At 46.9% G+C, this 25,332-nt stretch carries 23 protein-coding genes; 20 read left to right on the top strand and 3 right to left on the bottom strand.

What is annotated here, in order from left to right:
• Positions 1–10: 10 nt before the first annotated feature.
• The 5 genes from sufD to OIR97_RS09380 are packed head-to-tail and all read left to right on the top strand — an operon-like array spanning position 11 to position 3,720.
• Entirely contained in the window at positions 11–1,303 is a 1,293-nt protein-coding gene (sufD, locus tag OIR97_RS09400) for a Fe-S cluster assembly protein SufD (RefSeq protein WP_169545386.1), read from the top strand.
• Between the two features lie 5 nt (positions 1,304–1,308).
• Positions 1,309–2,532, top strand: coding sequence for a SufS family cysteine desulfurase (locus OIR97_RS09395; RefSeq protein WP_169545861.1), 1,224 nt, complete (start codon positions 1,309–1,311; stop codon positions 2,530–2,532).
• Positions 2,532–2,987: a Fe-S cluster assembly sulfur transfer protein SufU gene (sufU, locus tag OIR97_RS09390; protein WP_169545385.1), complete on the top strand. Its 456-nt coding sequence runs from the start codon at positions 2,532–2,534 to the stop codon at positions 2,985–2,987. Before OIR97_RS09395 ends, sufU begins: the two co-directional genes overlap by 1 nt.
• 10 nt (positions 2,988–2,997) lie before the next feature.
• On the top strand, positions 2,998–3,366 hold the full coding sequence (locus tag OIR97_RS09385; protein ID WP_169545384.1) for an SUF system Fe-S cluster assembly protein: 369 nt from the start codon (positions 2,998–3,000) through the stop codon (positions 3,364–3,366).
• 15 nt (positions 3,367–3,381) lie between these two features.
• Positions 3,382–3,720 (top strand): HesB/IscA family protein, encoded by a 339-nt coding sequence (locus OIR97_RS09380; protein ID WP_219821708.1) that lies wholly within the window; start codon positions 3,382–3,384, stop codon positions 3,718–3,720.
• A 4-nt stretch (positions 3,721–3,724) separates the two neighbouring features.
• On the opposite strand, the gene OIR97_RS09375 is transcribed toward OIR97_RS09380, so the two are convergent.
• Both OIR97_RS09375 and OIR97_RS09370 read right to left on the bottom strand, forming a co-directional pair.
• The gene (locus OIR97_RS09375; protein ID WP_169545383.1) at positions 3,725–4,504 is read right to left on the bottom strand and encodes a hypothetical protein; all 780 of its coding nucleotides are present in this window, start codon (positions 4,502–4,504) and stop codon (positions 3,725–3,727) included.
• A gap of 83 nt (positions 4,505–4,587) precedes the next feature.
• Positions 4,588–5,880: a GGDEF domain-containing response regulator gene (locus OIR97_RS09370; RefSeq protein WP_169545382.1), complete on the bottom strand. Its 1,293-nt coding sequence runs from the start codon at positions 5,878–5,880 to the stop codon at positions 4,588–4,590.
• A gap of 392 nt (positions 5,881–6,272) precedes the next feature.
• Here OIR97_RS09370 and OIR97_RS09365 point away from each other — a divergent pair, with 392 nt between their 5' ends.
• On the top strand, positions 6,273–7,421 hold the full coding sequence (locus OIR97_RS09365) for an acyl-CoA dehydrogenase family protein (RefSeq protein ID WP_169545381.1): 1,149 nt from the start codon (positions 6,273–6,275) through the stop codon (positions 7,419–7,421).
• 71 nt (positions 7,422–7,492) lie between these two features.
• A complete protein-coding gene (locus tag OIR97_RS09360; RefSeq protein ID WP_169545380.1) occupies positions 7,493–8,146 on the top strand; it encodes a pseudouridine synthase in 654 nt (217 codons plus the stop codon).
• A gap of 1 nt (position 8,147) precedes the next feature.
• On the opposite strand, the gene OIR97_RS09355 is transcribed toward OIR97_RS09360, so the two are convergent.
• Positions 8,148–8,975 carry a GGDEF domain-containing protein gene (locus OIR97_RS09355; protein WP_169545379.1) on the bottom strand — a complete coding sequence of 276 codons (828 nt, stop codon included), beginning with the start codon at positions 8,973–8,975 and terminating at the stop codon, positions 8,148–8,150.
• 576 nt (positions 8,976–9,551) lie between these two features.
• On the opposite strand from OIR97_RS09355, the gene OIR97_RS09350 reads away from it, so the two are divergent.
• The 13 genes from OIR97_RS09350 to OIR97_RS09290 all read left to right on the top strand — a co-directional run bounded on the left by OIR97_RS09350 (position 9,552) and on the right by OIR97_RS09290 (position 25,311).
• The gene (locus OIR97_RS09350; protein ID WP_169545378.1) at positions 9,552–9,854 is read left to right on the top strand and encodes an STAS domain-containing protein; all 303 of its coding nucleotides are present in this window, start codon (positions 9,552–9,554) and stop codon (positions 9,852–9,854) included.
• The gene (locus OIR97_RS09345; RefSeq protein ID WP_169545377.1) at positions 9,854–10,219 is read left to right on the top strand and encodes a response regulator; all 366 of its coding nucleotides are present in this window, start codon (positions 9,854–9,856) and stop codon (positions 10,217–10,219) included. The genes OIR97_RS09350 and OIR97_RS09345 overlap by 1 nt, the downstream gene beginning before the upstream one ends.
• Before the next feature lie 29 nt (positions 10,220–10,248).
• The gene (locus tag OIR97_RS09340; RefSeq protein ID WP_169545376.1) at positions 10,249–12,444 is read left to right on the top strand and encodes a chemotaxis protein CheA; all 2,196 of its coding nucleotides are present in this window, start codon (positions 10,249–10,251) and stop codon (positions 12,442–12,444) included.
• A 4-nt stretch (positions 12,445–12,448) separates the two neighbouring features.
• Positions 12,449–13,006 carry a chemotaxis protein CheW gene (locus tag OIR97_RS09335; protein WP_169545375.1) on the top strand — a complete coding sequence of 186 codons (558 nt, stop codon included), beginning with the start codon at positions 12,449–12,451 and terminating at the stop codon, positions 13,004–13,006.
• A gap of 25 nt (positions 13,007–13,031) precedes the next feature.
• Positions 13,032–16,232 carry a methyl-accepting chemotaxis protein gene (locus OIR97_RS09330; protein WP_169545374.1) on the top strand — a complete coding sequence of 1,067 codons (3,201 nt, stop codon included), beginning with the start codon at positions 13,032–13,034 and terminating at the stop codon, positions 16,230–16,232.
• 57 nt (positions 16,233–16,289) lie between these two features.
• On the top strand, positions 16,290–17,153 hold the full coding sequence (locus tag OIR97_RS09325) for a CheR family methyltransferase (protein WP_169545373.1): 864 nt from the start codon (positions 16,290–16,292) through the stop codon (positions 17,151–17,153).
• A 4-nt stretch (positions 17,154–17,157) separates the two neighbouring features.
• Positions 17,158–17,805, top strand: coding sequence for a hypothetical protein (locus OIR97_RS09320; protein ID WP_219821707.1), 648 nt, complete (start codon positions 17,158–17,160; stop codon positions 17,803–17,805).
• Positions 17,806–17,814: 9 nt separating this feature from the next.
• Positions 17,815–18,879, top strand: a complete 1,065-nt coding sequence (locus tag OIR97_RS09315; protein WP_169545372.1) for a protein-glutamate methylesterase/protein-glutamine glutaminase — start codon at positions 17,815–17,817, stop codon at positions 18,877–18,879.
• Between the two features lie 75 nt (positions 18,880–18,954).
• Positions 18,955–20,208, top strand: a complete 1,254-nt coding sequence (locus OIR97_RS09310) for a methyl-accepting chemotaxis protein (protein ID WP_246201979.1) — start codon at positions 18,955–18,957, stop codon at positions 20,206–20,208.
• A 15-nt stretch (positions 20,209–20,223) separates the two neighbouring features.
• Positions 20,224–20,532, top strand: coding sequence for an STAS domain-containing protein (locus OIR97_RS09305; RefSeq protein ID WP_169545370.1), 309 nt, complete (start codon positions 20,224–20,226; stop codon positions 20,530–20,532).
• A 10-nt stretch (positions 20,533–20,542) separates the two neighbouring features.
• Positions 20,543–21,796 carry a SpoIIE family protein phosphatase gene (locus tag OIR97_RS09300; protein ID WP_169545369.1) on the top strand — a complete coding sequence of 418 codons (1,254 nt, stop codon included), beginning with the start codon at positions 20,543–20,545 and terminating at the stop codon, positions 21,794–21,796.
• A complete protein-coding gene (locus OIR97_RS09295) occupies positions 21,786–22,724 on the top strand; it encodes an ATP-binding protein (RefSeq protein ID WP_169545368.1) in 939 nt (312 codons plus the stop codon). The genes OIR97_RS09300 and OIR97_RS09295 overlap by 11 nt, the downstream gene beginning before the upstream one ends.
• Complete coding sequence (locus OIR97_RS09290) at positions 22,708–25,311, top strand: PAS-domain containing protein (RefSeq protein WP_169545367.1); 2,604 nt, start codon at positions 22,708–22,710, stop codon at positions 25,309–25,311. The genes OIR97_RS09295 and OIR97_RS09290 overlap by 17 nt, the downstream gene beginning before the upstream one ends.
• Positions 25,312–25,332 lie beyond the last annotated feature (21 nt).

Genomic DNA, 25,332 nt, shown 5'->3' with positions numbered 1-25,332 from the left:
GGATAGGATTATGAAAAACCTGACCCCCCTCGCAAAGCAGTATATCGATCAGTTTGATCAGGCTGTTACCCGGATGCCCGGATCGGATAATCGGAGTGTAACAGCGCTTCGAAAAGAAGGACTGACCCGGTTCTCCGGTTTGGACTTCCCGCATAAGCGCATTGAAGAATGGCGCTATACAAATCTCGCTGCCTTGACCAAACCATCTGCCAATGACAGTCAGGCCGCGAAACAGACATTCGCACCGCTTCACGGCGAATTTGCATCAGACTGTGAGATGGTTTTTATTGATGGCCAGTTTTCTGCGGAAGCAAGTTCTTTATCAACTCTGCCAGAGGGGGTTACCTTATCCAATCTGGCAAGCAGTTTGGGAACGGGGGCCGTATTTAATCTGGAACAAGATGAAAACCGGGCCCTTATGGCGCTTAATACAGCCTATATGCAGGACGGGTTTTCCCTGCATGTGGATGACGGCGCAACACCTGAAACCGTACTGGTTCTTACATTCCGCAACTCGGCAAAATCCGATACAGGCTATCATAGCCGGAACCTGATTTCGCTGGGCAAGAATGCATCGCTCACCATTTTGGAACGACATGAGGGTGACGGCGCGTATTTTGCCAATCCGGTCACCCGAATTTCCCTGGCCGAAGGGGCAACGCTGGAACATTACAAGCTACAGAATGAAAGCGTTGATGCCTTTCATCTGGCGTTAATTGACAGTGAAATTGCCAAAGGTGCGAACTACACTAATTTTTGCCTGTCCACAGGGGGCCGGATTTCCAGAAACGAGCTGAAAAGCACGATTATCGGGGAAGACGCGGAAAGCCATCTGAACGGCGCCTATCTGATGCGTGGCAGCCAACATACCGACACGACCACCCTGACTGAGCATACAGTTCCAAAAAACACCAGCAGCCAGATATATAAAGGGGTTCTGGACGACAGATCCCATGGTGTTTTTCAGGGTAAAATTCATATTTCTGAAGATGCCCAGCAAGTGACGGGCGATCAGTTAAGCAAGGCACTTTTGTTGTCTGATTACGCGGCGGTAGATTGTAAACCTGAACTTGAGATTTTTGCAGATGATGTGAAATGCAGTCATGGAGCAACATCGGGCGAATTGGATGAGGATGCCCTCTTTTACCTCCAATCGCGCGGAATTTCTGAGGAACGCGCCCGGAAAATGTTGATTGAGGCCTTTTTGGGAGATGTTCTGGAGACTGTTAAGAACCAACAGGTCAAAGAATATTTTTCAACCCTTTCAACACATTGGCTCACAACAGAACAGGCAAAGCCATGAATGACATGACCGTATTTGACGTAGAAAGAATTCGTCAGGATTTTCCGATTTTTTCCGAAAAAGTGCATGGCAAACGCCTGACCTTTTTAGACAGCGGCGCGTCAGCTCAAAAACCTCAGGCTGTTCTGGACGCCGTTCATGATGCCTATGCCAAGACTTATGCCAATGTTCATCGGGGTGTTCATCATTTAAGCCAGCAATCGACTGAGTTATATGAAGGGGCACGGGAAATTGTCCGGTCCCACATGAACGCGACCAGTCTTGATGAAATCATCTTTACGAAGAACACCACAGAAGCCATCAATCTGGTCGCCCAGTCCTATGGTCAGCTTGCGCTAAAAGAAGGCGATGAAATCCTGCTTTCCTATCTGGAACACCATTCCAACATCGTTCCGTGGCAACTGGCCGCTGAAAAGGTTGGTGCAACCGTAAAAGCCGTTCCGATTGATCAGAATGGCGAATTTTTGATGGAGGAATATCTCAAGCTCCTTTCGCCAAAAACAAAAATTGTCGCCATCACGCATATCTCCAACGCGATCGGTACTATTGTACCGGTCAAAGAGGTAATCGAAGCCGCCCATAACATGGGTATTCCCGTCCTTCTGGATGGTTCGCAGGCGATGCCGCACATGAAAGTTGATGTCCAGGCGCTGGACGTGGACTTTTATGTCTTCACGGGCCACAAGGTTTTTGCCCCCACCGGCATTGGCGTTCTCTATGCTAAAAATGAATGGTTGGAAAAAATGCCTCCCTATCAGGGCGGCGGCGACATGATCAACCGGGTGACCTTTGAGAAAACAACATATGCAACGGGTCACAGCAAGTTTGAAGCCGGGACCCCCCCTATTGTGCAGGCTATCGGTCTTGGAGCCGCGATTAATTACGTCAACGCGATCGGATTTGATACAATTGCGGCGCATGAACAGAAGTTGTTGGCCTATGCAACAGATCAGCTTTCCCAACTAAATTCTGTCAAGATCATCGGGCAAGCCAAGCAAAAAGCAGCGATTATCTCATTTACAATGGAAGGGGTGCATCCACACGATATCGGGACGATTGTGGATCAAAGCGGCGTCGCCATTCGGGTGGGCCATCATTGCGCGCAACCGCTGATGGACTTTTTTGATGTCCCGTCTACGGCGCGCGCCTCTTTTGCATTGTATAACAATCGCGATGATGTGGATCATCTTGTCCAATCCATTAAAACAGTGCAGGAGTTTTTTGGATAATGTCTGACAGTCTGAAAGAGCTGTATCAGGAAGTTATTCTGGACCATTCCAAGCATCCCAGAAACTTTGGAAAACCGGAACATTTCAGCCATGAAGCCCATGGATATAATCCACTTTGCGGCGATACAGTTAATGTTTACATGACGTTAGACGAACAAAACACCATTCAGGAAGTTTCTTTTGATGGGAAAGGATGTGCCATTTCTCTGGCCTCTGCCTCCCTGATGACGGAAATCCTAAAGGGCAAAACCAAAGACGAGGCCCTGTCGCTGTTTGACCAGTTTCATAAACTTGTCGCAGCTGACGGGACGGACTTGGATGCTGGCGAGGATACCGAAAGGCTTATGGTACTGGCAGGTGTAAAACAATTTCCGATGCGTGTAAAATGCGCAACCCTATCCTGGCATGCCATGAATTCCGCGTTTAAAGGCGCGGCAGAAACGACAACGGAGTAAAGGCAGTAGAATGACAGCCACAACAACCATTGAACGTCCAGTTGCAACAGGGCCTTTTGTTGAAGGGACGACCGGTTCTGCGTTGGAAGAACCGGTAATCGAGGCCCTTCGCACTGTTTTTGACCCGGAAATACCGGTCAGCATTTATGACTTGGGCCTGATTTACGTCATTGATATTGATCCGTCAGGCAATATCTATATTGGGATGACATTGACAGCGCCGGGATGCCCTGTCGCCGGTGAAATTCCGATTTGGGTAAAAGATGCTGTCCAACCCGTTGACGGAGTTAATACTGTTGAGGTGGAAATCTTGTGGGATCCGCCTTGGACACCTGACCACATGTCAGAGGCCGCAAAACTCGACCTTGGAATGTTTTAGGAGTATACTGAGATCATGAGTAACGCACAGATTATGACATTAACCGACAAAGCTGCCGAACGTGTTCGCGCTTTGATCGCTCAAAACAATCAGGAAATCCTTGGACTGCGCATTGGTATAACCAATACCGGCTGCAATGGCCTGAGTTATACAATGGATTATGCAACAGATGAGCGGCAGGATGATGCGATCATAGATAGTGGCGATTTCAAACTGTTGATTAACAAGGACGCCATTGAATTTGTCGATGGGACTGAGATGGATTGGCTGGAAGAAGGCTTGCAGTCCCGTTTCACTTTTGAAAATCCGAATGAAAAAGGCCGCTGTGGTTGTGGCTCATCCTTCCACGTGTAATCTTCTAAAGACAGCGTTTTAATAGTTCACCGTTGGGAGCTGCTTCGAACCGTCCTTCCGGGTCCAGCAGCCCCACAGGTTTTATCTGATCGAACGAAACCATCTCCACAACACTGACTGCGCCACTTTCATGAACAAAACCATAAGTTTGTCCAGATTGGAAAACGGCTTGCAATGGAATATCCTGTGCGACAGCCCCGTCAACATGGGTAATGGTGTTCTTAGACACAAACAACTCCCGCCCGCCACTTGGACAAGAGAAACCCCATAGTCCATGGAGTCGTACCGGCGCATGCGCCAACGTGTTGGTTTTGTTAAACCCCTTCTGGGACAGATCTCCAAACAACTGCTTAACATTTTTGGGAATTGTAACCTGATTTTGTGCGACCGATGATGCCTTTTGCGTTGGTGAGGAATTTGCGGCATTACTTGGAAATGCTGCAATACCTCCAACCAACATAATCATCAGGATCATGCCTCCCAGTAAAGGGCCTGCCTTTTGCGAGGGTGTCCGACTGGTGAATGAAAACATCTTCTGTCCAACCGACTGATACCAATTGAGCGGCGGGGTCATTTCCAGCTTAAAATAGCGACGCTTACAAAGCGCCGCATCATATCGGCCCACAAGTACCCGAACACGCGCCTTGCCCCAGTCAGGAACAAGCAGTGCCGCATATTTCTGGGCCCCCTGCTCCGTTTCATAGGTACCATCAAACCGCCATTTTCCGTCATAGAGCGTTTGAACGGTATAAATATCAGCAATGTCGATAAAGGAATTCGTCACGGTACTTCCATAAAGATGTAAACCATTTGATTACCAATATTACAAAAACACGGTGAATAAATGATTAACAGGTCGTCAGGAGGTTAGCGGGCAAACTCAATGCGATTACGGCCCGCGTTCTTTGCCTGATACAACGCGCGGTCCGCGGCCAGTATCATTTGATCAAGCGTATCCAGAGACTGATCACAGACCCCCATACTGATCGTAACACTGAAGGTTTTACCATTGATTTCAAAAGAAATCGAAGACACTAACTTTCTGATTTCCTCAAAAAATTGATGAGCTTCCCCTCTTTCCGCATTTACGGCAAGCAGGCAAAATTCCTCACCGCCAAAGCGCGCCAGCAAATCCGTATCCCGTATGCGTTCTTTCAGGACACGTGAAACCTCGACAAGAACCTGATCACCAGCGTCATGCCCGTAGGTATCGTTCACATTTTTAAAGTGGTCGATATCCAGCATGACGCAGCTAAGATCCAATTGCTGGCGTTTGAAGCTGGCATGGGTCGACACGGCTTTATCAAGAAAATACCGCCGGTTTGACAGACCGGTCAGAAAGTCCGTCGTTGCACTTTTCGATAAATCCTGCAGCAGGTCCCGCTTGTCCATACAAATGGATACTCGCGTACAAAATTCTTCCTGGCCAAACGGCTTTGTCACAAAATCATCTGCACCAAAGCGCATAAAATTCGAGGCCAGCGTGCCCTCTGAATTCGCAGAGATACCAATGATTGCAAGTTCTTTTGAATCCTGGTGTTCCCGAACCTTCTTAATAAGTTCAAAACCATCCATCACCGGCATCATATAGTCAGTTATGAGCAGGTCGACATTCGGATTATCATTCAGAATTTCTAACGCTTCCTGACCATTCTCAGCGATGATTGTATTAAAAAGATATTTGGATAAGAGTGCGTTAATCTGCAATCGATTGATCTGATTGTCATCTACGATTAGCGCCGTCGAATACCGGTTTCGTGACAATCTTTTTACCAGACCGGTCATAACCTTCAGGTTCGCAACATTTTCCTTGAAGATATAATCAATAACGCCATAAGACCTTATTTTCTTGATAAACTCTGCGTCTGTATTGCTGGTAAAAACAAGGCTGGGTATTTTTCTGGAACAAACATATTCCACGGCCTCGCCACTTGGGGCCCCCTCAACACTCATATTCAGCAAGGACAGAAAGTACCGGTCGCCATAGAGCTCAACCAACTCCTTTACGCGATCAAAGGAATTTGCTGTATCTATCTCGCCAGCGAAGATATTCGCCAAAGAGTTTTTTATTAGTTTGCTGTAAATTTCCGAATTCTCAACAACCAGAATCCGATCGTTGTTTATTTCAGTCACCACATCAACAGTTGGAGATACTTTCAACACCAATTCCTAGCCTTATATTACACACACACTAAACTAAATAAGGAGTATTAACAAACTGTTCAACTCTATTTCAGTTTGTGTAAAAATAATTCTTCTGAATTGAGTAATATCTGCGCGCCCTAAATACTTTAAGAACAACACCCTCAATAGTTTTTGCCGGATTTTGCCCCAGATCAACTTTTCGTTATTACATTCTTATTTTTGCAATATATTCTTAGATAGTTTTTTAAAATAAATACTCCCGTATAACGTGATATTATCGGTCATCTGTCTTCTGACGGATTTTGATTTTCCCTACAAAAACTGAATATGGGCACCCTGTTGCATCTGCATCATGGACTGTTAATATCAAGCCATCATTCATCAACAATTATAAAAAGAGAACCAGAATGAAGCGCACGCTGTTTAACGAAGATCACAACATCTTTCGGGCTTCCGCAAGGAAGTTCGTGGAAACCCAGATTGTTCCCTTTCATGCTGAATGGGAAAAACAGGGTCAGGTGCCGCGAAGCCTTTGGCGGGCTGCCGGAGAAGCCGGTTTTTTATGCTGCACCGTGCCAGAAGAATATGGCGGCCCGGGAGCCGATTTTCTGTATAGTGCGATTTTCTGTGAGGAAGTCGCCCGTGTCGGCGCAACTGGTCCTGCTTTTCATCTTCATTCAGAAATTGTTGCCCCTTACCTTATTCATTACGGGTCGGAAGAACAGAAAAAATACTGGCTCCCCAAAATGGTTTCAGGCGAGGTTATCTCGGCTGTCGCAATGACGGAACCCGGTGCAGGATCTGATCTGCAGAATATTAAAACTACTGCCCTGCCGGAGGGCGACGATTTTGTCATTAACGGCCAAAAGGTCTTTATCAGTAACGGCCAACTGGCAGATCTGGTTGTTCTGGCTTGCAAAACAGATCCGGGTGCGGCAGGGAAAGGAGTTAGCCTTGTCCTTGTGGAAGGGAATCGCGCCGGATTTGAGCGAGGCCGCAATCTGGAGAAAGTCGGCTATAAAGCGCAGGACACATCGGAATTATTCTTCAACGATGTTCGGGTTCCAAGAACAAATCTGCTGGGAGAAGAAGGAAAAGGTTTCTATCAACTGATGCAGCAACTCGCGCAGGAACGCCTGGTCATCGCCCTTCGATCTGCAACCTGCATTGAGGCCGCGCTGGATTGGACCGTAAAATACACGATGGAGAGAAAGGCGTTTGGCAAAAGCGTTTCCGATTTTCAGAACACCCGTTTTAAACTCGCTGAAATAAAATCCCAGGCGGTGATGGTCCGTAGCTTCGTGGATGCTTGTCTTGCTGCTCATTTGACGGGAGAGCTTGATTCCAATACAGCCGCAATGGCCAAATTGCAATCCACTGAAATTCTGTGTCAGGTGCTTGATGAATGCGTTCAACTTCATGGCGGATACGGATATATGTGGGAGTATCCCATCACTCGGGCATGGGCAGACAACCGTATGACCCGCATTGCCGGCGGCTCTTCTGAAATCATGAAGCAGATTATTTCAAAAGAGCTTATTTCAGAATATTCCTGACAAACTTCAGGATTGCAAATTCAGGGGTCTTTGACGTATGACAGCACGATCCATTATATGTCTGGGCCCTTATGAGCACTTATTCACCGCCCCCCGATCATACAATTCCTATTGTATATGAGGATGAGTTTCTAATCGTTGCCAACAAGCCGTCAGGCTTGTTGAGTGTTCCCGGTCGCGGTGAAGACAAACAGGACTGCCTGATCAGCCGGGTTCAAAGGACGCACCCCACCGCCCTTATTGTCCACCGCCTTGATATGGAAACATCCGGATTGATTATGCTTGCCCTCTCGCCCGAGATCCACAAGGCCTTAAGTATTTCCTTTCAGTGCCGAACCATCAACAAACAGTATCACGCAATTGTCGATGGGCATCCCGAGCAATCGGAAGGCACGATTGATTTACCGCTTATCGCCGACTGGCCAAACCGACCACGCCAAAAAGTGGATTTTGATGTTGGAAAACCATCTGTCACCCACTGGAAACTTGTTGACAAGATCAAGGGAGATAGCAGCCGGGTCGAACTCACACCGATCACAGGGCGCTCTCATCAACTGAGGGTCCATATGCTCAGTATCGGTCATCCCATCCTTGGGGATAGCTTGTACGGCGATCGAGAAGGGCAACAAAAGGCATCCAGACTTTTACTTCATGCCTGCTCGCTCGGATTTTCGCATCCGGTAAAGAAACAACCCATTATAGTCTCAGATCCGGCCCCTTTTTGATCTAACTAACTGAATGGGCCTTGGATGAAACGTTCTGAAGCTCATTATAGACGGTGAACCGATTTTGACCGGCTTCTCTTGAAGCTAACAATCCCTGCTCTGCCAGAAAAATCATATCGTGAATATCATTTCCGATATTTGTTGTGGCCCCAGAGCTGGCGGTAATATTAATGACGTCCTTGCCAACGATATAATCATGGGATTGTACCAAAGCCAGCATATCGTCGAGATACGTTACTAGATGGGTTTCATCCATATTCAGGGTCAACAAACAGAACCTGCTGCCCGCAAAACGGCACAGCATATCGGTGTCCCTTTTTCGTTTATCCAGCAAACCCGCCATTTCCATTAGAACAATATCCCCGGCAAGTTGGCCATATTCCCGATTTATCCGATCCAGATTATCCGGAGAAATAATCATCAATGATAACGTGGCCTGATCCCGCTTTGCACTAGCATATAAGGGGCGTGAATGTTCCAGAAAGTTTTGCCGTGTCGCAAGCGTTGTCAGTGGGTCCCGGGTAATCGCCTGTTTTGCCTGCACTGCATTCTGGATATTTCCGGCACATATCTCCAGACGCGCATTCAAATCCATTTTGCGATAGGGTTTCATGAGGAAGTCAATACAACCATCTTCTATCGGAAAAAGGCCTCGTCCCATCATTTTTCGATCAACAATATACAGAAGAGATATGTCCGGCAACTCGTGCATACTGATAAGCTCAGGCACACGTTCTAAAACCCTATCATCAAAGGCCGTCGCATCCAGTATCACCAGAGCCGGGCGACGATCTTTTTTAAGGGTCTCGCGGACTGCCTCAAATGCCATTATCCGAACACTCGTAAAAAGACTATTTTCAACACCTAATTTAATTTTGTTGCACTCACCCTTTTCATCTTGAACGATTAAAATAGAAATTAATTTGTTCCTGATCTTTGGTATCGAATTCGCCATGACAGTTTCCAATACGTCTATTTGAACATGTTTTAAAAATTCACGCGATCTACTACCTTTGTTTTATTATTAGAATCAACTAAGTTTATTAAATTATCATATCATATTATCACTACTTTTCTAAATTTACAAAAACCAAACCAACTCATTAAAACAATCCAACTTTGGATAAGTGAATCGTAAAAACACTTCATAAACAAACATTAACTAATTGATTTAAAATAATTTTTTTTAATGAAAAGGCGATGTACTCACAAGACAATATTTTTCTGATACAAACAACCTTTTTTGTTTCGACACGTATAAACATAAATAAAATACTCGCAAAACATCCTATCGTTAATTTTTTTAACCACTAATTAACATCTTATATACACAGTTAGTATTAGTTCATCGCCACATCCAAAGAACTAAAATCTGAGACTTCCGTGTTAAAAGGGCTCCAACACCATGGTTGAAAAAAATTGCTTGGAAGATACTGTCTTACACTTCCCGCCAGTATTGAACCTAGCTGCCGCCGAAGAGTTAAAAGAAAAATTCACACACTCATTAGTAGCGCATTCCAGTCTTGTTTGTAATGCATCAGACGTCACTAATCTGACGACACCCTGTTTGCAGGTCATCATTTCAGCCGGGAAAACCATGGAGAAAAACGGCGATACTTTCACCATTCTGAGCCCAAGCACACCCTTCATTCAGGCCTTTGATGATTTGGGTCTAATGGATATCTATCAAAAATGGAGTGACAAATAATGTCAAAAAAGATCCTTGCCGTCGATGACTCAAAAACGATGCGAGACATGGTCAGCTTTACCCTCAAGGGCGCCGGTTACGACGTGGTTGAAGCGGAAGACGGATTGCTCGCTCTGGATGCGATCGGAAACAACGCTGTCGATTTGGTTATCACCGACATCAACATGCCAAACATGGATGGGATCGGTCTGGTCAAAGCACTTCGTCAAAACCCGGTCCATAGTTCTACCCCTATTCTCGTTCTTACGACTGAAAGCGACAGCTCTAAAAAAGATGAAGGTCGCGCCGCCGGAGCAACCGGTTGGATCGTCAAACCGTTTGAACCAGAGAAGCTCCTGAAAGTCGTTCAAAAAGTTTGCAGTTAAACCAAAACTCTTGATCGGACATATGGACCATGGATGATTTTGCACAATTCAAAATAACCTATTTCGCCGAATGCGCAGAACTCTTGGGAGATGTTGAAATTCAACTCTCCTCATTGAGTTCTGGATCAGACGATCCTGAAATATTGCATGCAATCTTCCGGGCGGTCCATTCCATCAAAGCAGGGGCAGGTGCTTTCAAATTTACGAGTCTAGCGGAATTCTCTCATGAATATGAAGCCCTTCTGGATCGAATGCGGGATGGGCGCATCGCTGTCACGAACGAAGGGATCGACCTCCTTTTTCGCGCGTCCGACATCCTGTCCGCGATGATAGAAGCCGCTGAACATGAGCAAGAGCTTTCTTCGGATTTTGGCAAACAAATCCTCGACGAGATTTCAAGCACTGTTCATGGAAAAGACCCTGAGAAAACCGACAACAAATCAACGGCCTCGTCTGAAACACAGGATAGTCCTTCATCCGATGCGTCGAATGCAGATCCTGAGAGTCCTGCGGATACAACCACCCAAACCTATTCAATTTCATTTGCCCCAAAGTCAGAGTTGTTCAAGCATGCTAATGAGCCTCTTCTTTTGGTCCGCGAAATGAAAGCTTTGGGTACACTAAAGGCCATACCAAATCTGGACAACCTACCCCTAATTACAAAGATGGATGCTGAAGAAGCCTATATCTCATGGGAATTTCTCCTTGAAACAAGCGCCTCTTTGGAAGATGTCGAAGAGGTTTTTGAGTTTGTCACCGAAGATTGCACGCTCAACATTTCCGTTCTCGAGGATAATCCAAACAAGCCTGCGCCCGCTGAAAACCAGTCAGAAAATGTGCCTGATGATGCTCAATCCAACGCCAAAAAATCCGCGGAAAAACCAAACAGTCCACACCCGGCAAACAGTCCTCCGGCAGCGTCAAAAGTTACATCAATACGGGTTGACCTAGACCGCATTGACCGCTTGGTGAATATGGTTGGTGAGTTGGTCATTACACAGTCCATGTTATCCCAGCAAACCAATGAACTACCCAGCGACCAATTTCCAAATATGTCGCGTGGTCTGGAGGAACTGGCCCTTCACACCCGAGAATTACAGGAAAGCGTTATGGCGATCCGGATGCAGCCAGTGAAATCGGTATTTTCCAGAATGCCCCGTCTGGTTCGGGAACTTTCCGTGAAATTAAACAAGAAAGTAAAACTGGTAACGATCGGCGAAAACACAGAGGTCGATAAAACTGTTATCGAAGAAATCAGCGACCCAATTACCCATATGATCCGAAATTCGCTCGATCACGGTCTGGAAACCGCTGAAGAACGGTTGGCCGCAGGAAAACCTGAAGAAGGATCTGTAACGCTTTCTGCCGAACATAGAGGTGGACGGATCGTGATCACGATTTCAGATGATGGCCGTGGTATCAACCGTCAGGCTGTTTTGAAACGCGCCCGGGATCGGGGTCTGATCGCCGAAAATGCGACACCACCGGATGATGAAATCGATAACATGATTTTTGCGCCAGGTTTTTCCACAGCGGAAACAGTGACTGACGTGTCTGGTAGAGGTGTGGGTATGGATGTGGTTCGCCGCAATATTCAGGCGCTTGGCGGTCGTGTGTCTATTCATTCTGCGCCCGGTAAAGGCTCGCGCTTTACGATGACGTTGCCGCTAACACTTGCTGTCATGGATGGCATGATTGTAGAGGTTGGACTTTCAAAATATGTCATCCCCATTCCAAACATCGTCGAAAGTTTTCGCCCCCCACGCGATGCCTTGAAAAAACTGCCAAATGGTCAGGCGCTTGTGCGTATTCGCGGAGAATATATTCCGTTATGCCCGCTGAGCCATATTTTTAAAATTGAGAATGCAACGCAGGATCCGGCCAAAGCGCTGGTTGTTCTCGTCGAAAGCGAAGAATTTGGCACAATCGGCATTGTGGTAGATCAGCTTATTGGTCAACAGCAGGTCGTCATTAAAAGCCTTGAATCCAATTACAAGCCGGTTTCCGGAATTTCAGCGGCCACAATTCTGGGCAACGGAAAAGTCGCTCCGATCCTTGATATAGAGGCCCTCTACAGCCTCTCCCAAAAAATGATCAAAAATGGTTCCTACGATCAGGAGGGTTACATCGAAAGATCAAGTGAGACTTTTTCACCTCTTGAGATGGATGAAACGTCAATTCTTCCGTCAGACGCCGCCCCCCTTCAAACTTCACCTATAGGATAAGCACATGGAAGCTGCGCAAAACGAGCAAATGCAAGCCCAAATGATCAATCGCCCGGTCGAGGGTGATAAGGCTGGTGAGAATAACCATGAAAGGGTCGGAACCCAGCAATTCGTCACCTTTGCAATCGGCAGCGAGGAATATGCAGTCGACATTATGCAGGTGCGGGAAATTCAAGCCTGGACGGAGGTCACTATTCTACCGAACCAACCCTCCTACATGCGCGGTGTTTTGAATCTGCGTGGCATTATCGTACCAATTTTTGATCTTCGATCTCGGTTCAACCAAGGCAAAACAAACGCCACGAACATTCATGTCGTGGTGATTATTGCCGTGGGAGACCGGATTATCGGAATTCTGGTTGATCGCGTGTCTGACATACTAACAGTGGACAGCAGTGAAATCAGGCCCGTTCCGGATATCGATGACCGCGAGGAAGGGGAACATATCATCGGGCTCGTTACCGCAGAAGAGCGCATGGTCGCCCTGCTGGACACAGCGAGCCTGTTTAAATCCGAGATTATTGAACAAACAGTCGAAACTGCTGAAGACCTGTCAGCGTAGTGGACTTTGCATAAGGATAGAAAACATGACGAATACAATAACAACTTCTGGCGGGTCAGACCTCAACGAAGCTACCAAGAAAAAATCTTTTATTCCCAATTTGACCATTAAATCAAAACTGATTGCAGGCTTTACTGTGGTCACCGCGGTTTTAGCGATTGCCGTCGGTATAACGGTTCTGGATGCCAGAAAACAGCAAGACACAATCCATCTTGCAAAAGAGGTCACAGTCCCTATTGCTTTTACGGCTGCTGATATCGAAAGAGAAATTGTTCGGACACAGGCTGACCTGCATGGATGGATGGCATCTGGCAACCCGGCTTATAAAAACGACCGACAGGCCACGATGCAAGCCATGGACAAAAGCGTTTCGGCGCTCACAGCCCTGTCATCGAAGTGGCCAGCCGAGAAGCAGGCTGAATGGCAGCGCTTTATGGCAACTCTAGCAGATTTCAAGACAGCCCAGAAACGCGTTGAGGATATTGCTCACAGTGCCGATCAGCGTCCGGATGTAACGGAATTCAACACGACGATGCTACCGCTCATTGACCAAATGGCAGCGATGCTGGCGACGTTGGCCAAAAACCTGAATCCGGAAAATACGCTTCAGGATAACCGCACGATGCTCGTTGATATTGTCAATGTAGAAGCCACACTTCTAAAAAGTGGCAGCCTGCTTAACTCCTATCTGTTGAACGGAAGCACTGTTGCATTGAGCGCTTTTAATAAAGCGGCTGAAACCCTCGCAGTTCAGCTTCAACGTTTGGAGGAAAATCGCAATCTGGTCAACCGGGGACAGGCTCGCATTCTCGACCAGAACATTGATTTCATAAATAAATTCAACAGTTTTTCATCTAAGATTGTTGCAATTCGTCAGTCTAATAAATGGGACCTTGCCGCCCATTATCTGGAAACAGATGCAACCCCAAAAGCAGAATCTCTCCTGACAATTCTAAGGGGCCATAAACAGGCCGATGGAACTCAGTCAGCAGGTTTAGTGTCTGGAGAACGGGCAACCCTGGAAACCAACATGACCACGGTAACCAATCAATCCGACTCTTTGGTAACCCTTCTTTGGTCGCTATTGGCCATCGGAATCATCTGCTCTACCGCGATCGCATTCTTTACGTCTCGCGCCATTGCGGGGCCTTTAAAACAGCTTGTAGAAGGCGTTAGTAATATTGCTCAAGGCAAAAGGGCGGTCCTCCCCGATCCCCAGAAGGAAGACGAGATCGCCGCCGTCAGTCGTTCACTTGAAATGATTGTGGCACAGTCGGAAGAAAATCTTAGAACCAAAACAGCACTCGACAGTTGTCGGACCAATGTAATGGTCGCTGATACCGACTACAACATTGTTTACGTCAACCAAACCATGATTGATATGCTTCACAGCAATGAAAGCGACCTCCGAAAGGATCTACCAAAATTTAATGCCGCAGGCATCATCGGAACCAATATTGATACCTTTCATAAAAATCCGGCTCATCAACGCCAGATGCTGGACGGGCTTCGCAACACTATGGAAGCCTCTCTTCAGGTTGGTGGACTGGATTTTGATCTGGTCGTATCCCCTATCATCGACGACGCCGGTCACCGTATTGGTACGGTTGTTGAGTGGGCTGATGTTACCGAAAAACTTGCAAGAGAACGTGACGAGCAACGTGTTGCGAATGAAAATTCTCGCATCAAATCTGCGCTGAACAATTGCACGACCAATATGATGGTCGCCGATGCGGATTATAATATCGTCTATATCAACACAACTATGGACGAGATGCTTACCCGCAACGATGCAGATATGAAAAAAGATCTGCCTCAATTCGATGCTCGAAAAATTGTCGGTGCAAATATTGATATTTTCCACAAAAACCCGGCCCACCAACGGGGCATGCTCGATCGGTTAACAAGTGCCTTTAATACGGATATCGAAATTGGGGGGCGCCATTATAATCTGATCGCAAGTCCGGTTACGAATGACGATGGTGAACGCATTGGGACTGTTGTTGAATGGGCCGATATTACGGCTGAACGGAGCATCGAAGTTGAGATCGACAAAGTTGTTACGGCCGCTGTCAGTGGCGATTTCTCAACCAAACTCGAGCTGGAGGGTAAAGAAGGCTTTATGCTTAAATTATCCGAAGCCATCAATTCTCTGTCAAACACAGTATCTGACGCGATGGAAGATGTGGGACAGTCGCTCTCTGCTCTTTCAGACGGCAATCTGACCCGGCGCATTGAAAAAGAATATGCTGGCTTGTTCGATGCCCTGAAAACGAATGCCAATAATACAGCGGATCAACTTTCAGAGATCGTCAGCGATATTACGGCCGCATCCTCTGAGGTGGCAAGCGCCGCACAAGAGATCAACACCGGCACAATGGACCTGTCCCAAAGAACGGAACAGCAAGCCTCTAACCTTGAAGAAACAGCCGCAGCCATGGAAGAAATGGCCTCTACTGTTAAACAGAATGCTGAAAACGCCCAACAGGCAAACCAGCTTTCGATTTCGGCGCGTGATGTTGCGACAAAAGGTGGTGAAGTTGTCGGCGAAGTAGTTGATGCCATGTCACGCATTGAAGACTCGTCACAAAAAATCTCTGACATCATTGGTGTTATTGATGAAATTGCCTTCCAGACAAACCTGCTGGCGTTAAACGCTGCGGTGGAAGCGGCCCGTGCCGGAGACGCTGGTAAAGGCTTTGCTGTGGTTGCTGCTGAAGTCGGCACCCTCGCCCAACGCTCGTCCCAGGCCGCGAAAGATATCAAAGGCCTAATCAATGACAGTGGATCGCAAGTAAAAGACGGTGTCCAACTTGTCGGAAACGCAGGTGAATCCCTGACTGAAATCGTCGATTCAATTCGCCGCCTAAGCGATATTGTCTCTGAAATTGCGGCAGCCAGCAATGAACAATCAACAAGCATTGAAGAGATTAATCGCTCTGTTTCTCAAATGGACGAGATGACACAGCAAAACTCTGCATTGGTTGAGCAAAATGCCGCAGCGTCCCGCACCTTGCAGGAACAGTCCGAAGGGATGCGCGACAGGGTTTCTTTCTTCCAGCTTGAAAAAACGCAAGGTGCGCGTCCAAAACGGAAAAAAGTCCAGGCCCGCGCTGACGCCCCGGCCCCGGCGTATCAGTCCGCACCAACGCCCTCGTCTATGCCGATGGCGAAATCCGCTGGTGCAAACGGCTCATCAGCCGCCGAGGACTGGAGCGAGTTTTAAGTCCACCTTTAATCCCCTCCTGTAACGCTGACAGGAGGGGTATCCGGAAAGAAAAAAATGAACCCAAACGGCCAGACTACATCCAGTGAGAGTGAGTTTGCTTTTACTGATACCGAGTTTAAAAGACTGACCGGTATTGTAAGGGAACTTACGGGTATTGTACTGGGTGATCATAAGAAAGAAATGGTTTACGGCCGATTGGCGCGTCGTCTGAGAAAGTTGGGCATGCAGTCATTTGCCCAATACTGCGCCCTGCTGGATAGCCAAAATGCAAACCAGGAAACAGGTTTTCTGGTCAACGCTATTACCACAAACCTGACTAAATTTTACCGTGAAAGCCACCATTTTGATTTTCTAACGGACCATATCGGTCGCATTCAATCAGACACCGCCAGACGGTCCGGCGACAAAAAAGTATTTTTCTGGTCTGCTGGCTGTTCGTCGGGCGAAGAGCCCTATTCTATTGCCTCGACTGTTCTGACCCGGTTTCCGTCCCTAGCCCAGTGGGATGTTAAAATCCTGGCGACAGATCTAGATACAAATATGCTGGATACCGGAAAAGCGGGTCAATATTCCGTGAATGCAATCAAAGACATTCCGTCAGAATACCGCCGTGTATTCAACGACAACACGACAAAAAAAGGCGACAAAATATACATACGGGACCGCACAAAAGCATTGGTTCATTTCAAGCAACTCAATCTATTGCACCCGTGGCCGATGAAACAGAAATATGACGCTATATTTTGCCGAAATGTTCTTATCTATTTTGACGCAGAAACAAAACACATGTTGGTCAAGCGCTATACTGATCTGTTACGCCCGGGCGGTATGTTATTTCTCGGTCACTCTGAATCCCTGCAAACCAAGATCAAAGGATTGACCCTTATCGGTCGAACCGCCTACCAGAAGGAGGAGTAAAAACATGCCCTCCCCCATAAAGCAGGCTGATCGTAGGCAGCCAGAAAAAATCCTAACCGCGATGCAAAGCGGTCGGCGCAGCTATTACGATCCAAAGCATGACAAGAACGTTGTTCGGGTTTTACCGGGCGATCACTATGTCAGTACGCACCGAAATGAAATGATTGTAACCATTCTGGGATCGTGCGTTGCAGCCTGCATCCGGGATCCTGAGACCGGTATTGGCGGAATGAACCATTTTATGTTGCCAGAAAGCAGTACCGGAAACTGGGGAGCAGTAAGTGCCACAATGCGATATGGAAACTTCGCAATGGAAACATTGATCAACGCCATCCTCAAAACCGGTTGCCCGAAAGAGAGACTGGAAATCAAACTTTTTGGTGGTGGCAACGTCACTCCGGGGATTGTGAAGGTGGGCGACAATAACGGTCAGTTCGCCCTTAATTACTTGAAATTTGAAGGCTTGGCACCATTGGCTCATGACCTTGGTGGTCCTCATGCTCGGCGCATCCACTATTTTCCGGAAACCGGTAAGGTCGACCGCCTGCTTCTCAAACGTTCAGATGATGCCGTCTATCTCAAAGAAGAAAACGAATATCGTGTACGTCTGCCTGATGCCATCGATGCCGGTGGTGAAGTTGATCTGTTTTAGGAATATCCAATGAGCCAAAAAAAAATAACAGTTCTTATTGTAGATGACTCTGCGTTAATCCGTCAGATGCTTACAAAAATGCTGGAGTCTGATCCGAATATAACTGTTTTGGGTACAGCCCCAGATCCGATTACAGCCCGCGAGATGATCAAGCGATTGAACCCTGATGTTCTAACCCTCGATATTGAAATGCCGAAAATGGATGGACTGGCCTTTCTGGAAAAAATAATCACCTTGCGCCCCATGCCCGTAGTCATGATTTCCTCCCTCACTCAGGAAGGCGCGGACGTGGCTTTACAAGCGCTTGAATTAGGCGCAGTTGATTATGTCGCGAAACCCACCAGTGACCTGCAACATGGGCTGGAGAAAAAGACAGCGGAAATCATCACGAAAGTAAAAACGGCCTCTCGTGCCCGGATATTCTCCAAAACCAAGTCACCTGTTTCCAAGTCCCCCCTTACCTACAGCCGTTACAAATCAACAGAACAGATCATTTTAATCGGTGCCTCGACGGGAGGTGTTGAAGCGCTCAAGGAAATTATCACCGTCCTTCCGCCCAACAGTCCGGCTGTGATGGTGACCCAACATATGCCTGCGACCTTTACAACGTCATTTGCACAGCGCCTCAATCAGGTTTCAAAAGTGACTGTCTGCGAAGCGAGCGCCGGGCAACGTGTTCTGCCCGGTCATGTATATATTGCGCCCGGCGGCAAACATATGGAGCTGGCACGATCAGGGGCGAACTATATCTGCCGATTGCATGATGGCCCGTTGGTTAGCGGACACAAACCTTCTGTGGATACCCTGTTTAATTCCGGAGCGAAAACGGCGGGCGCCAACGCGGTCGGTGTCATCCTAACCGGAATGGGACGAGATGGCGCGTCCGGTCTTTTGAACTTAAGAAAGTCAGGTGCCCACACCATTGGACAGGATGAGGCCTCCAGTATCGTGTATGGCATGCCGAAAGTCGCGTTTGAATGCGGTGCCGTCGAAACACAGTATCCCCTCAGTAAAATTGCCTCTGAAATTTTCAACTGCCTCGAAGGCTACGACACAAAGGCAATCCGAATATGATCACCATCATCTTGTCTGTGCTTTGCACAAAAGGAGAAAACTATGGCGGCGTACATGCATAGCCAGGACAAACTTATGAATGCACACAGCATGAATACGGAACCGGAAGACAACACAATTACTGCCGATCTCTCTGAGCCAATTACGACAGCAGATGAAACACCGATGCTCATGAACGAACCTGATGAAATTAGTTTGCCCACGGAAGAGCCATCCTATGAGCCAGCCGCACTTTTAAATAAATGGGCGTCTCTTTCTCAGGGGCAGCGAAAAATCCTGTATTTTATGATGGACGAAATGACTGGCATTTCGGACCTTGTTGAAACAAACATTTCAAAAATTTCCTCAACCTTTCGCGACCTCGCGCTTCATACCAGCGAACAGGGCCGCAAGGTAAGTGATCTCGCGGGCGCGGCGAAACATGTTGAATATCGGGGTAAGCCAATTGACCTTTCGGAAGTGGTGGCAAATATCGACAAACACCTTTCCGAAATGGTCAACAAAATCGTCGAGACATCAAAACATGGGGTAAAGGTTGTTTACGCGCTTGATGATGTCGCAGAGGATGTTGTCCGGGTTGAAAAGCTTATTGATGGCATTGAAGGCATTAACAAACAGACAAATCTATTGGCCCTGAATGCCCGCATTGAAGCGGCCCGTGCAGGCGACGCTGGAAAAGGGTTTGCGGTTGTTGCTCATGAAGTTCAGGATCTGGCGAAATCCGTTAACTCACTCGCGGCAACCATGCGCCAGGAAGTCTCTAAAGTCGCGACGGGCGTTCGAGATGGACATACCCAAATTAAGGAAGTTACCAATATTGATCTATCGGAAAACATATTGGTCAAGGACACCATCAAGGACCTGATGGATTGCATTGTCCTGCAAAACAATAATTATACCGATGCCCTGAAATCGTCTGAAGAAATATCAAAGGATATATCACAGGATATAGCAGGCGTTATCACGCAGCTCCAATTCCAGGATCGCGCGACCCAGCATCTGGAAAATCTGTGTTCCATTGCTCAAATTTCGATGCAAACGCTGCAATCCTGCGAAGAACTAACGGCACAGCATGCTGGTCCGCTTGAAACAGACTTGAGCGAACAGGAATGGATCAACGAGATTGTAGCGGCCGTCAAATTGGCTGAAATGAGGGATCGGTTCCATGTCGCAGTCCATGGAACGCAAACACCAGAACCGACCGAAGGGGGCCACACTGATGGACTTTTTGACCAAACCGGCAACGACCAAAAATCGAGCAACAGCGGTCATGGCGACGTTGGCGACGATGGCGATGACGATGACGATGACAACATCGAACTCTTTTAACATTGGAGTATGTTTATGAAAGAACAGGTAAACAAGTCTGATGGCACTTTGGAGATAGTAATCTCTGAAAAACTAACATTTGAAGATCACAACAAATTTCGTGAACTTCTAAAGATGGTAAACAAAGATCAGCAAAGTCAGTGTCAGATAGATCTAAAACATCTTGAAAGTATCGATAGCGCAGGCCTCGGGATGCTAATGATCGCCTTTGAAACTGCCGAAAAAGAAGGAGTTGGATTTGAGATCCGTTCCCCAACCGGTCAGGTTAAGCGATTGCTGGAAATTTCCCAATTTGACCGAGTAATGACTATTACGCACGACTGAACAGGTTCTGATGATGTCTTCTGCTGCCAGTGAAACCCAATCGACTATCGAACTACTGAAAACACGCCATGATGTGAAAATTAAGAATGCCCGTATCCTGGTTGTTGATGACTCTGACCTAATCAGAGAATTAATCTGTGCATGCCTAATGACCGATGGGTATTTCAACATCAGTTATGCGGAAAACGGACAGGATGCGTTAGAGGTGATCGAACTTCAAGTTCCGGATCTTATAATCCTTGATCTTGAAATGCCCATCATGGATGGCTTCGAACTATGCAAAGAACTTCGGTCCCGTCAGTCAACAGCCAGTATTCCTATCTTAATTCAGAGCGGCCGCGACACTGCGGCAGACATCACGCGGGCCTTTGATCTAGGGGCCACCGATATGATCGTAAAGCCCATCAAAAAGTTTGAAATCCTGGCGCGTACAAAAGTCCATCTGGAACACCGATTTTTTGTTGAAAAGCTGACCGACTTTCATGATCGGGTGGCTAGCGAACTTGAACAGGCGCGTCAATTGCAATTGGATATTTGCCCATCAGAAGAAGAACTTATATCATTTCACTCTCTTTATGGATTACGAATTGGCTGGCATTATGAGCCTTCCTCCGAATTGGGCGGTGATATCGGTGGCATTTACCCCATCGACGAAAACCGGATCGCTTTTTATATCGCAGATTTCTCAGGTCATGGTGTGGCGGCCGCACTCAATACATTCAGGATGCAGACCTGGCTTAGTTCATCGACCAGTTTATATGACCAACCAGATCTGCTTCTGAAGGCACTTAATCAGTTTCTGTATCAGAGTTTGCCCAGAGGATCCTATGCAACCATGCTGTTTGGGTGTCTCGATCTGACAAACAATGTCCTTGAATATTCAGCGGCGGGAACACAGCCGCCGTTATTAAAACAAAGCAGCGCCCCTTTCGATTCTTTTTCACTTCTTGAGTCAAAAGGAATGCCACTGGGATTAAGGCCTGACTGGGATTATGCGGTGAACATTGTAGACTTTCCAATCGGTGCGCAATTGATTTTATATAGTGATGCATTGGTTGAAGTTGATCTCATGGACGGGGGATTTCTCGGGGAAAAAGGGCTTGAACAGGAAGTAAATGAAATTTGGAAGGCGTACCACGAACATTCCCCCTCCAAATCGCTTTCAGAACTGATCGACCGTTTCCATCAACGCGTAGGGTCCCATGCTGACGATGATCTAACCATTATACATATTAAAAATGAGGGGCACGCCAATGTCGTCTAACGCCGAGCAAGCCTTGCTTCTCTATTCAACGGAACAACAACCTCCTGCATTTGACCATTTGACTGAAACGGGATCCAACTTTTCCATTTTATCGGCCAATGCGTTTGTTGAAACCCCTCACATGATTGCTGAAGATCCACGGGTCATTGTGGTCGATCTCACCCAGTGCTCCCCAACACTTAATAACCGACTAGCAGATACCTTGGGAGATTCCCGCTTCACGGATGTTTCACTGGTTCTGCTTCTCAATCCGGACGATATTGAAACCATGGTACCCGGCTTACTGGCACAAGCTTCGGAGATCCTTCCGCTCCCTATCGACGTGGATGCGGTTAGAAACACTGTGACCGATTACCATCGTCATTATCAGCAGAAAAAGGCGTTAAGTGAGGACCTGAATTCCGTTGTTCATTCGTTGAAAGCAATGACAAAAGGATCTTTTACCTACCGGACACTTTCAGAAGCAAAATCACTCTCCCAACTTCTTTCCCTGATCTGCCCGAACAGCAGTGACGCTGCGGTTGGATTGCTTGAACTTATGATCAACAGTATTGAGCACGGAAATCTTGAAATTTCTTTTGAAGAAAAGGGACAGTTACTTAATGCTGGAAGATGGCAGTCCGAGATTTTGAAACGACTTCTTGATCCAGACCTTGGAAAACGGTCCGCAACAATTGAATTTGTACAAACACCAGACGGAATAAGTTTCACGATCTCCGATGAAGGACCGGGCTTTAACGTGTCAGAATATCTGGATGCCTTGCCCCAAAAACCCAAAAGAATGTCTTTGGATAATTTTACCAGCTTTCATGGACGAGGTATTCAGGTGGCGAAACAAATCTGTTTCGACGATCTGGAATATCTGGGACGCGGCAATCAGGTCAAAGTGAGCATATTACGTCAGGCTGATAATGGCCTTCTTCAGTGATAGCCATCAGGACCGAAAGCGCGCCCGGGTAATCCCGGATATCAGGCGACGATCATTAGGGAACCCGGATTATCTTACTATGGGATTAATCCTAACCATCGTCTTACCCCCGCTCCTGGCAACACTGTGGCTAGGAGCCAAACAAACAGCGGAATTCAGTCTTTCCATGCAATCCGCCAATATTCTCTTGAGTGGCATCCTTTTTATATCGATCTTCATATTTCATTATAGAAACCCTACCCGTTTTTCTCTTCTTCTTATCCTGTTGTTGGGCGGTGCCGTCTTTTTTGAAGGTGAACGTTTTGCCTCCCTCCCTCATTTTAATCCTATGCGGACTTTTGATTATTCCAAGACCGCCTTGTCCTACTATTCGTTCTTTATTGTACTGTTTCTAACCGTGATGTCCGGTGTTATAGCGCTTCACCGAACCCGTTTTATCAACACGCCCTTTTCTTCAAAAAGTGTCTATCTGTTGTTCAGTATATTCTTCCTGATTACTTCAGGAATAAGTCTGTTTGGCGAAGTCATCCCTATTTCAGAATTTTTTGCAGACCATTTAATACCCATCCTGCTCGGCCTTCTGGGTATCCAAAGCGGAGCCGCACTCATCTTTGCCACCAGAAAGCACCTGTCCCCGTACCGTGCAGACTTCTGGCTTTTTTTGATGGTGCTTTCGCTCCTTTTTCCAACGCTTTGGATTTTCGGTAAACAAGGACACAGTCTTCTTTTTGATACTATCGGGCAGGAACTCAGCCGAACTCTCGGATATCTGTTTTTGTTTGCCGGACTTCTGGCCCGGTCTCTCAGGATCTTGCAGAAGGAAAAATCACTCTCGGCAATCGCTAACCGACAGACTGTTGCAATTGATATTCTGAACAAGGGGACCTCCATTGCGACTGCTTCAACAAGCTTTACAGATGCCCTGTACAAAAATGTCAAAATTCTCACGCGATTTGGACAATGGGATCTGGGTCATGCGCTTGTCATTAACCCGGAAACAGACGCGTTTAAACATCATTGGTTTTCTGACACGCCCGAACGTTTTGCCGCGTTTCAGAAAGCGACGATTGATAAGGAGATTGAATATGGGCAAGGGTTCACTGGGACGATATGGGAAACCTGCCAGCTATCCTGTCTGACAGACGTGTCAGACAATACTGACTTCAGACGACTGGATGCCTTTAGAGCATCAGGATTAAAATCCGGTTTTGGTCTGCCGGTTATCGTTGATAACAAAACCGTAGCTATCCTTGAATTTTTCAGAACAAAACCGGCACCGCTGGATACGCTGTTTCTGGATATTTCCAAATCAATCACCGAGCTACTCGCGGGCCTTTACGTTCGAGTTTCCCACACCCAAAGCATTGCTGATCAGGAAACTCTCGTTCTGGAACTTCTGGAGAAACTCCCCGCAGGAATTGCAACCTTTGATCAACACGACCGGTTGATCCTTTTCAATGACAGGTTTGTTAGGTTTAACAATCAATTTAAAGGGATAATTGAGCCCGGTCTGGAATTTGTCGAGTTGCTTACGGCGTCAGCCTATAGCGGTAAAGTTACTGACGCAGTGGGATCGGAGCAACACTGGATACAACGGCGTCTTAAAGAACATAAACAGGGGCATGACTGGATCTTGCAGAAATGGTCCGACGGCAGGATATTGCAATTCTGTGAAATCCGATTACCGTCATCCGGTAGTATCGAAATTTGGACTGATACGGCTGGTTTTCAGCCGTCGGAAACATCGATTTTGAACAATCAGTCCATTCTAAAGGATATGCTGGCCGGTATTCCCGCCGGTATTTGCATTTTTGACGATCAGCACATTCTTGTCTCCTGCAACACCGATTTATTCGAAATGCTCGATCTCAATCGTAAAACGTTCAAAGAAGGATCGCACTACACTGATTTAATCCGTTTCCTGAAGATCGACCTTGATCGAAACCGGGACTTGATCTTCCATCTCACCAGCCATGCGGAGAGCCCAAACGCAAAACCCCGGGCCCAAACTGTTCCTGACGTTCAACTGGGTCCTGATATCGTCTCACTCCAGATTACCCATTTTTCGCAAAACGGACTGGTTCTTTGTCTGTTTAAGCACACCACGCAACCATACGGAACAACCAACACCACCGCGGCGCAAAAAGACGCAACCGGACATTGCATACCGGAAATTCAACCCAAAGCTCATAAAAAATCGCGCCCGAGCGTTATTCTCGATCCGCACTTCATTAATGAACTTACCGACGTACTCGGAACGAAGATAGTTCATAACCTCGTTCGAAAAATGTTCGATCAGTATGAAATCCGGTACAGGGAGATAACAACCGCACATCATAAGAAGGACACTGAAAGGCTGCGCCGAGAGGTTCATATGTTGAAAAGCATCTTTGGCCAATTTGGACTTATGTCTGCATCGAGTGTCGCCATCCAAATCGATACGCTTTGCAAAGAAAACAAATATGATAAGGCGTTCAAACGCATCCCCGAATTGCTGCAAAAATGTGATGAAGCCATCGAAAAACTTCATGAGTTTGCAAACGCCGATTTCACTCCGAAACCAGGTTCTCAAACAACTCAAGATTAACGGCTGTTCCCTGCTTGCAAA

Origin of the sequence: Sneathiella aquimaris (assembly GCF_026409565.1) — a bacterium.
In the GTDB taxonomy this organism is placed as follows: Bacteria; Pseudomonadota; Alphaproteobacteria; order Sneathiellales; family Sneathiellaceae; genus Sneathiella; species Sneathiella aquimaris.
Note: the sequence above shows the minus strand (reverse complement) of the source record. Positions and strands in the feature narration are given on the sequence as shown.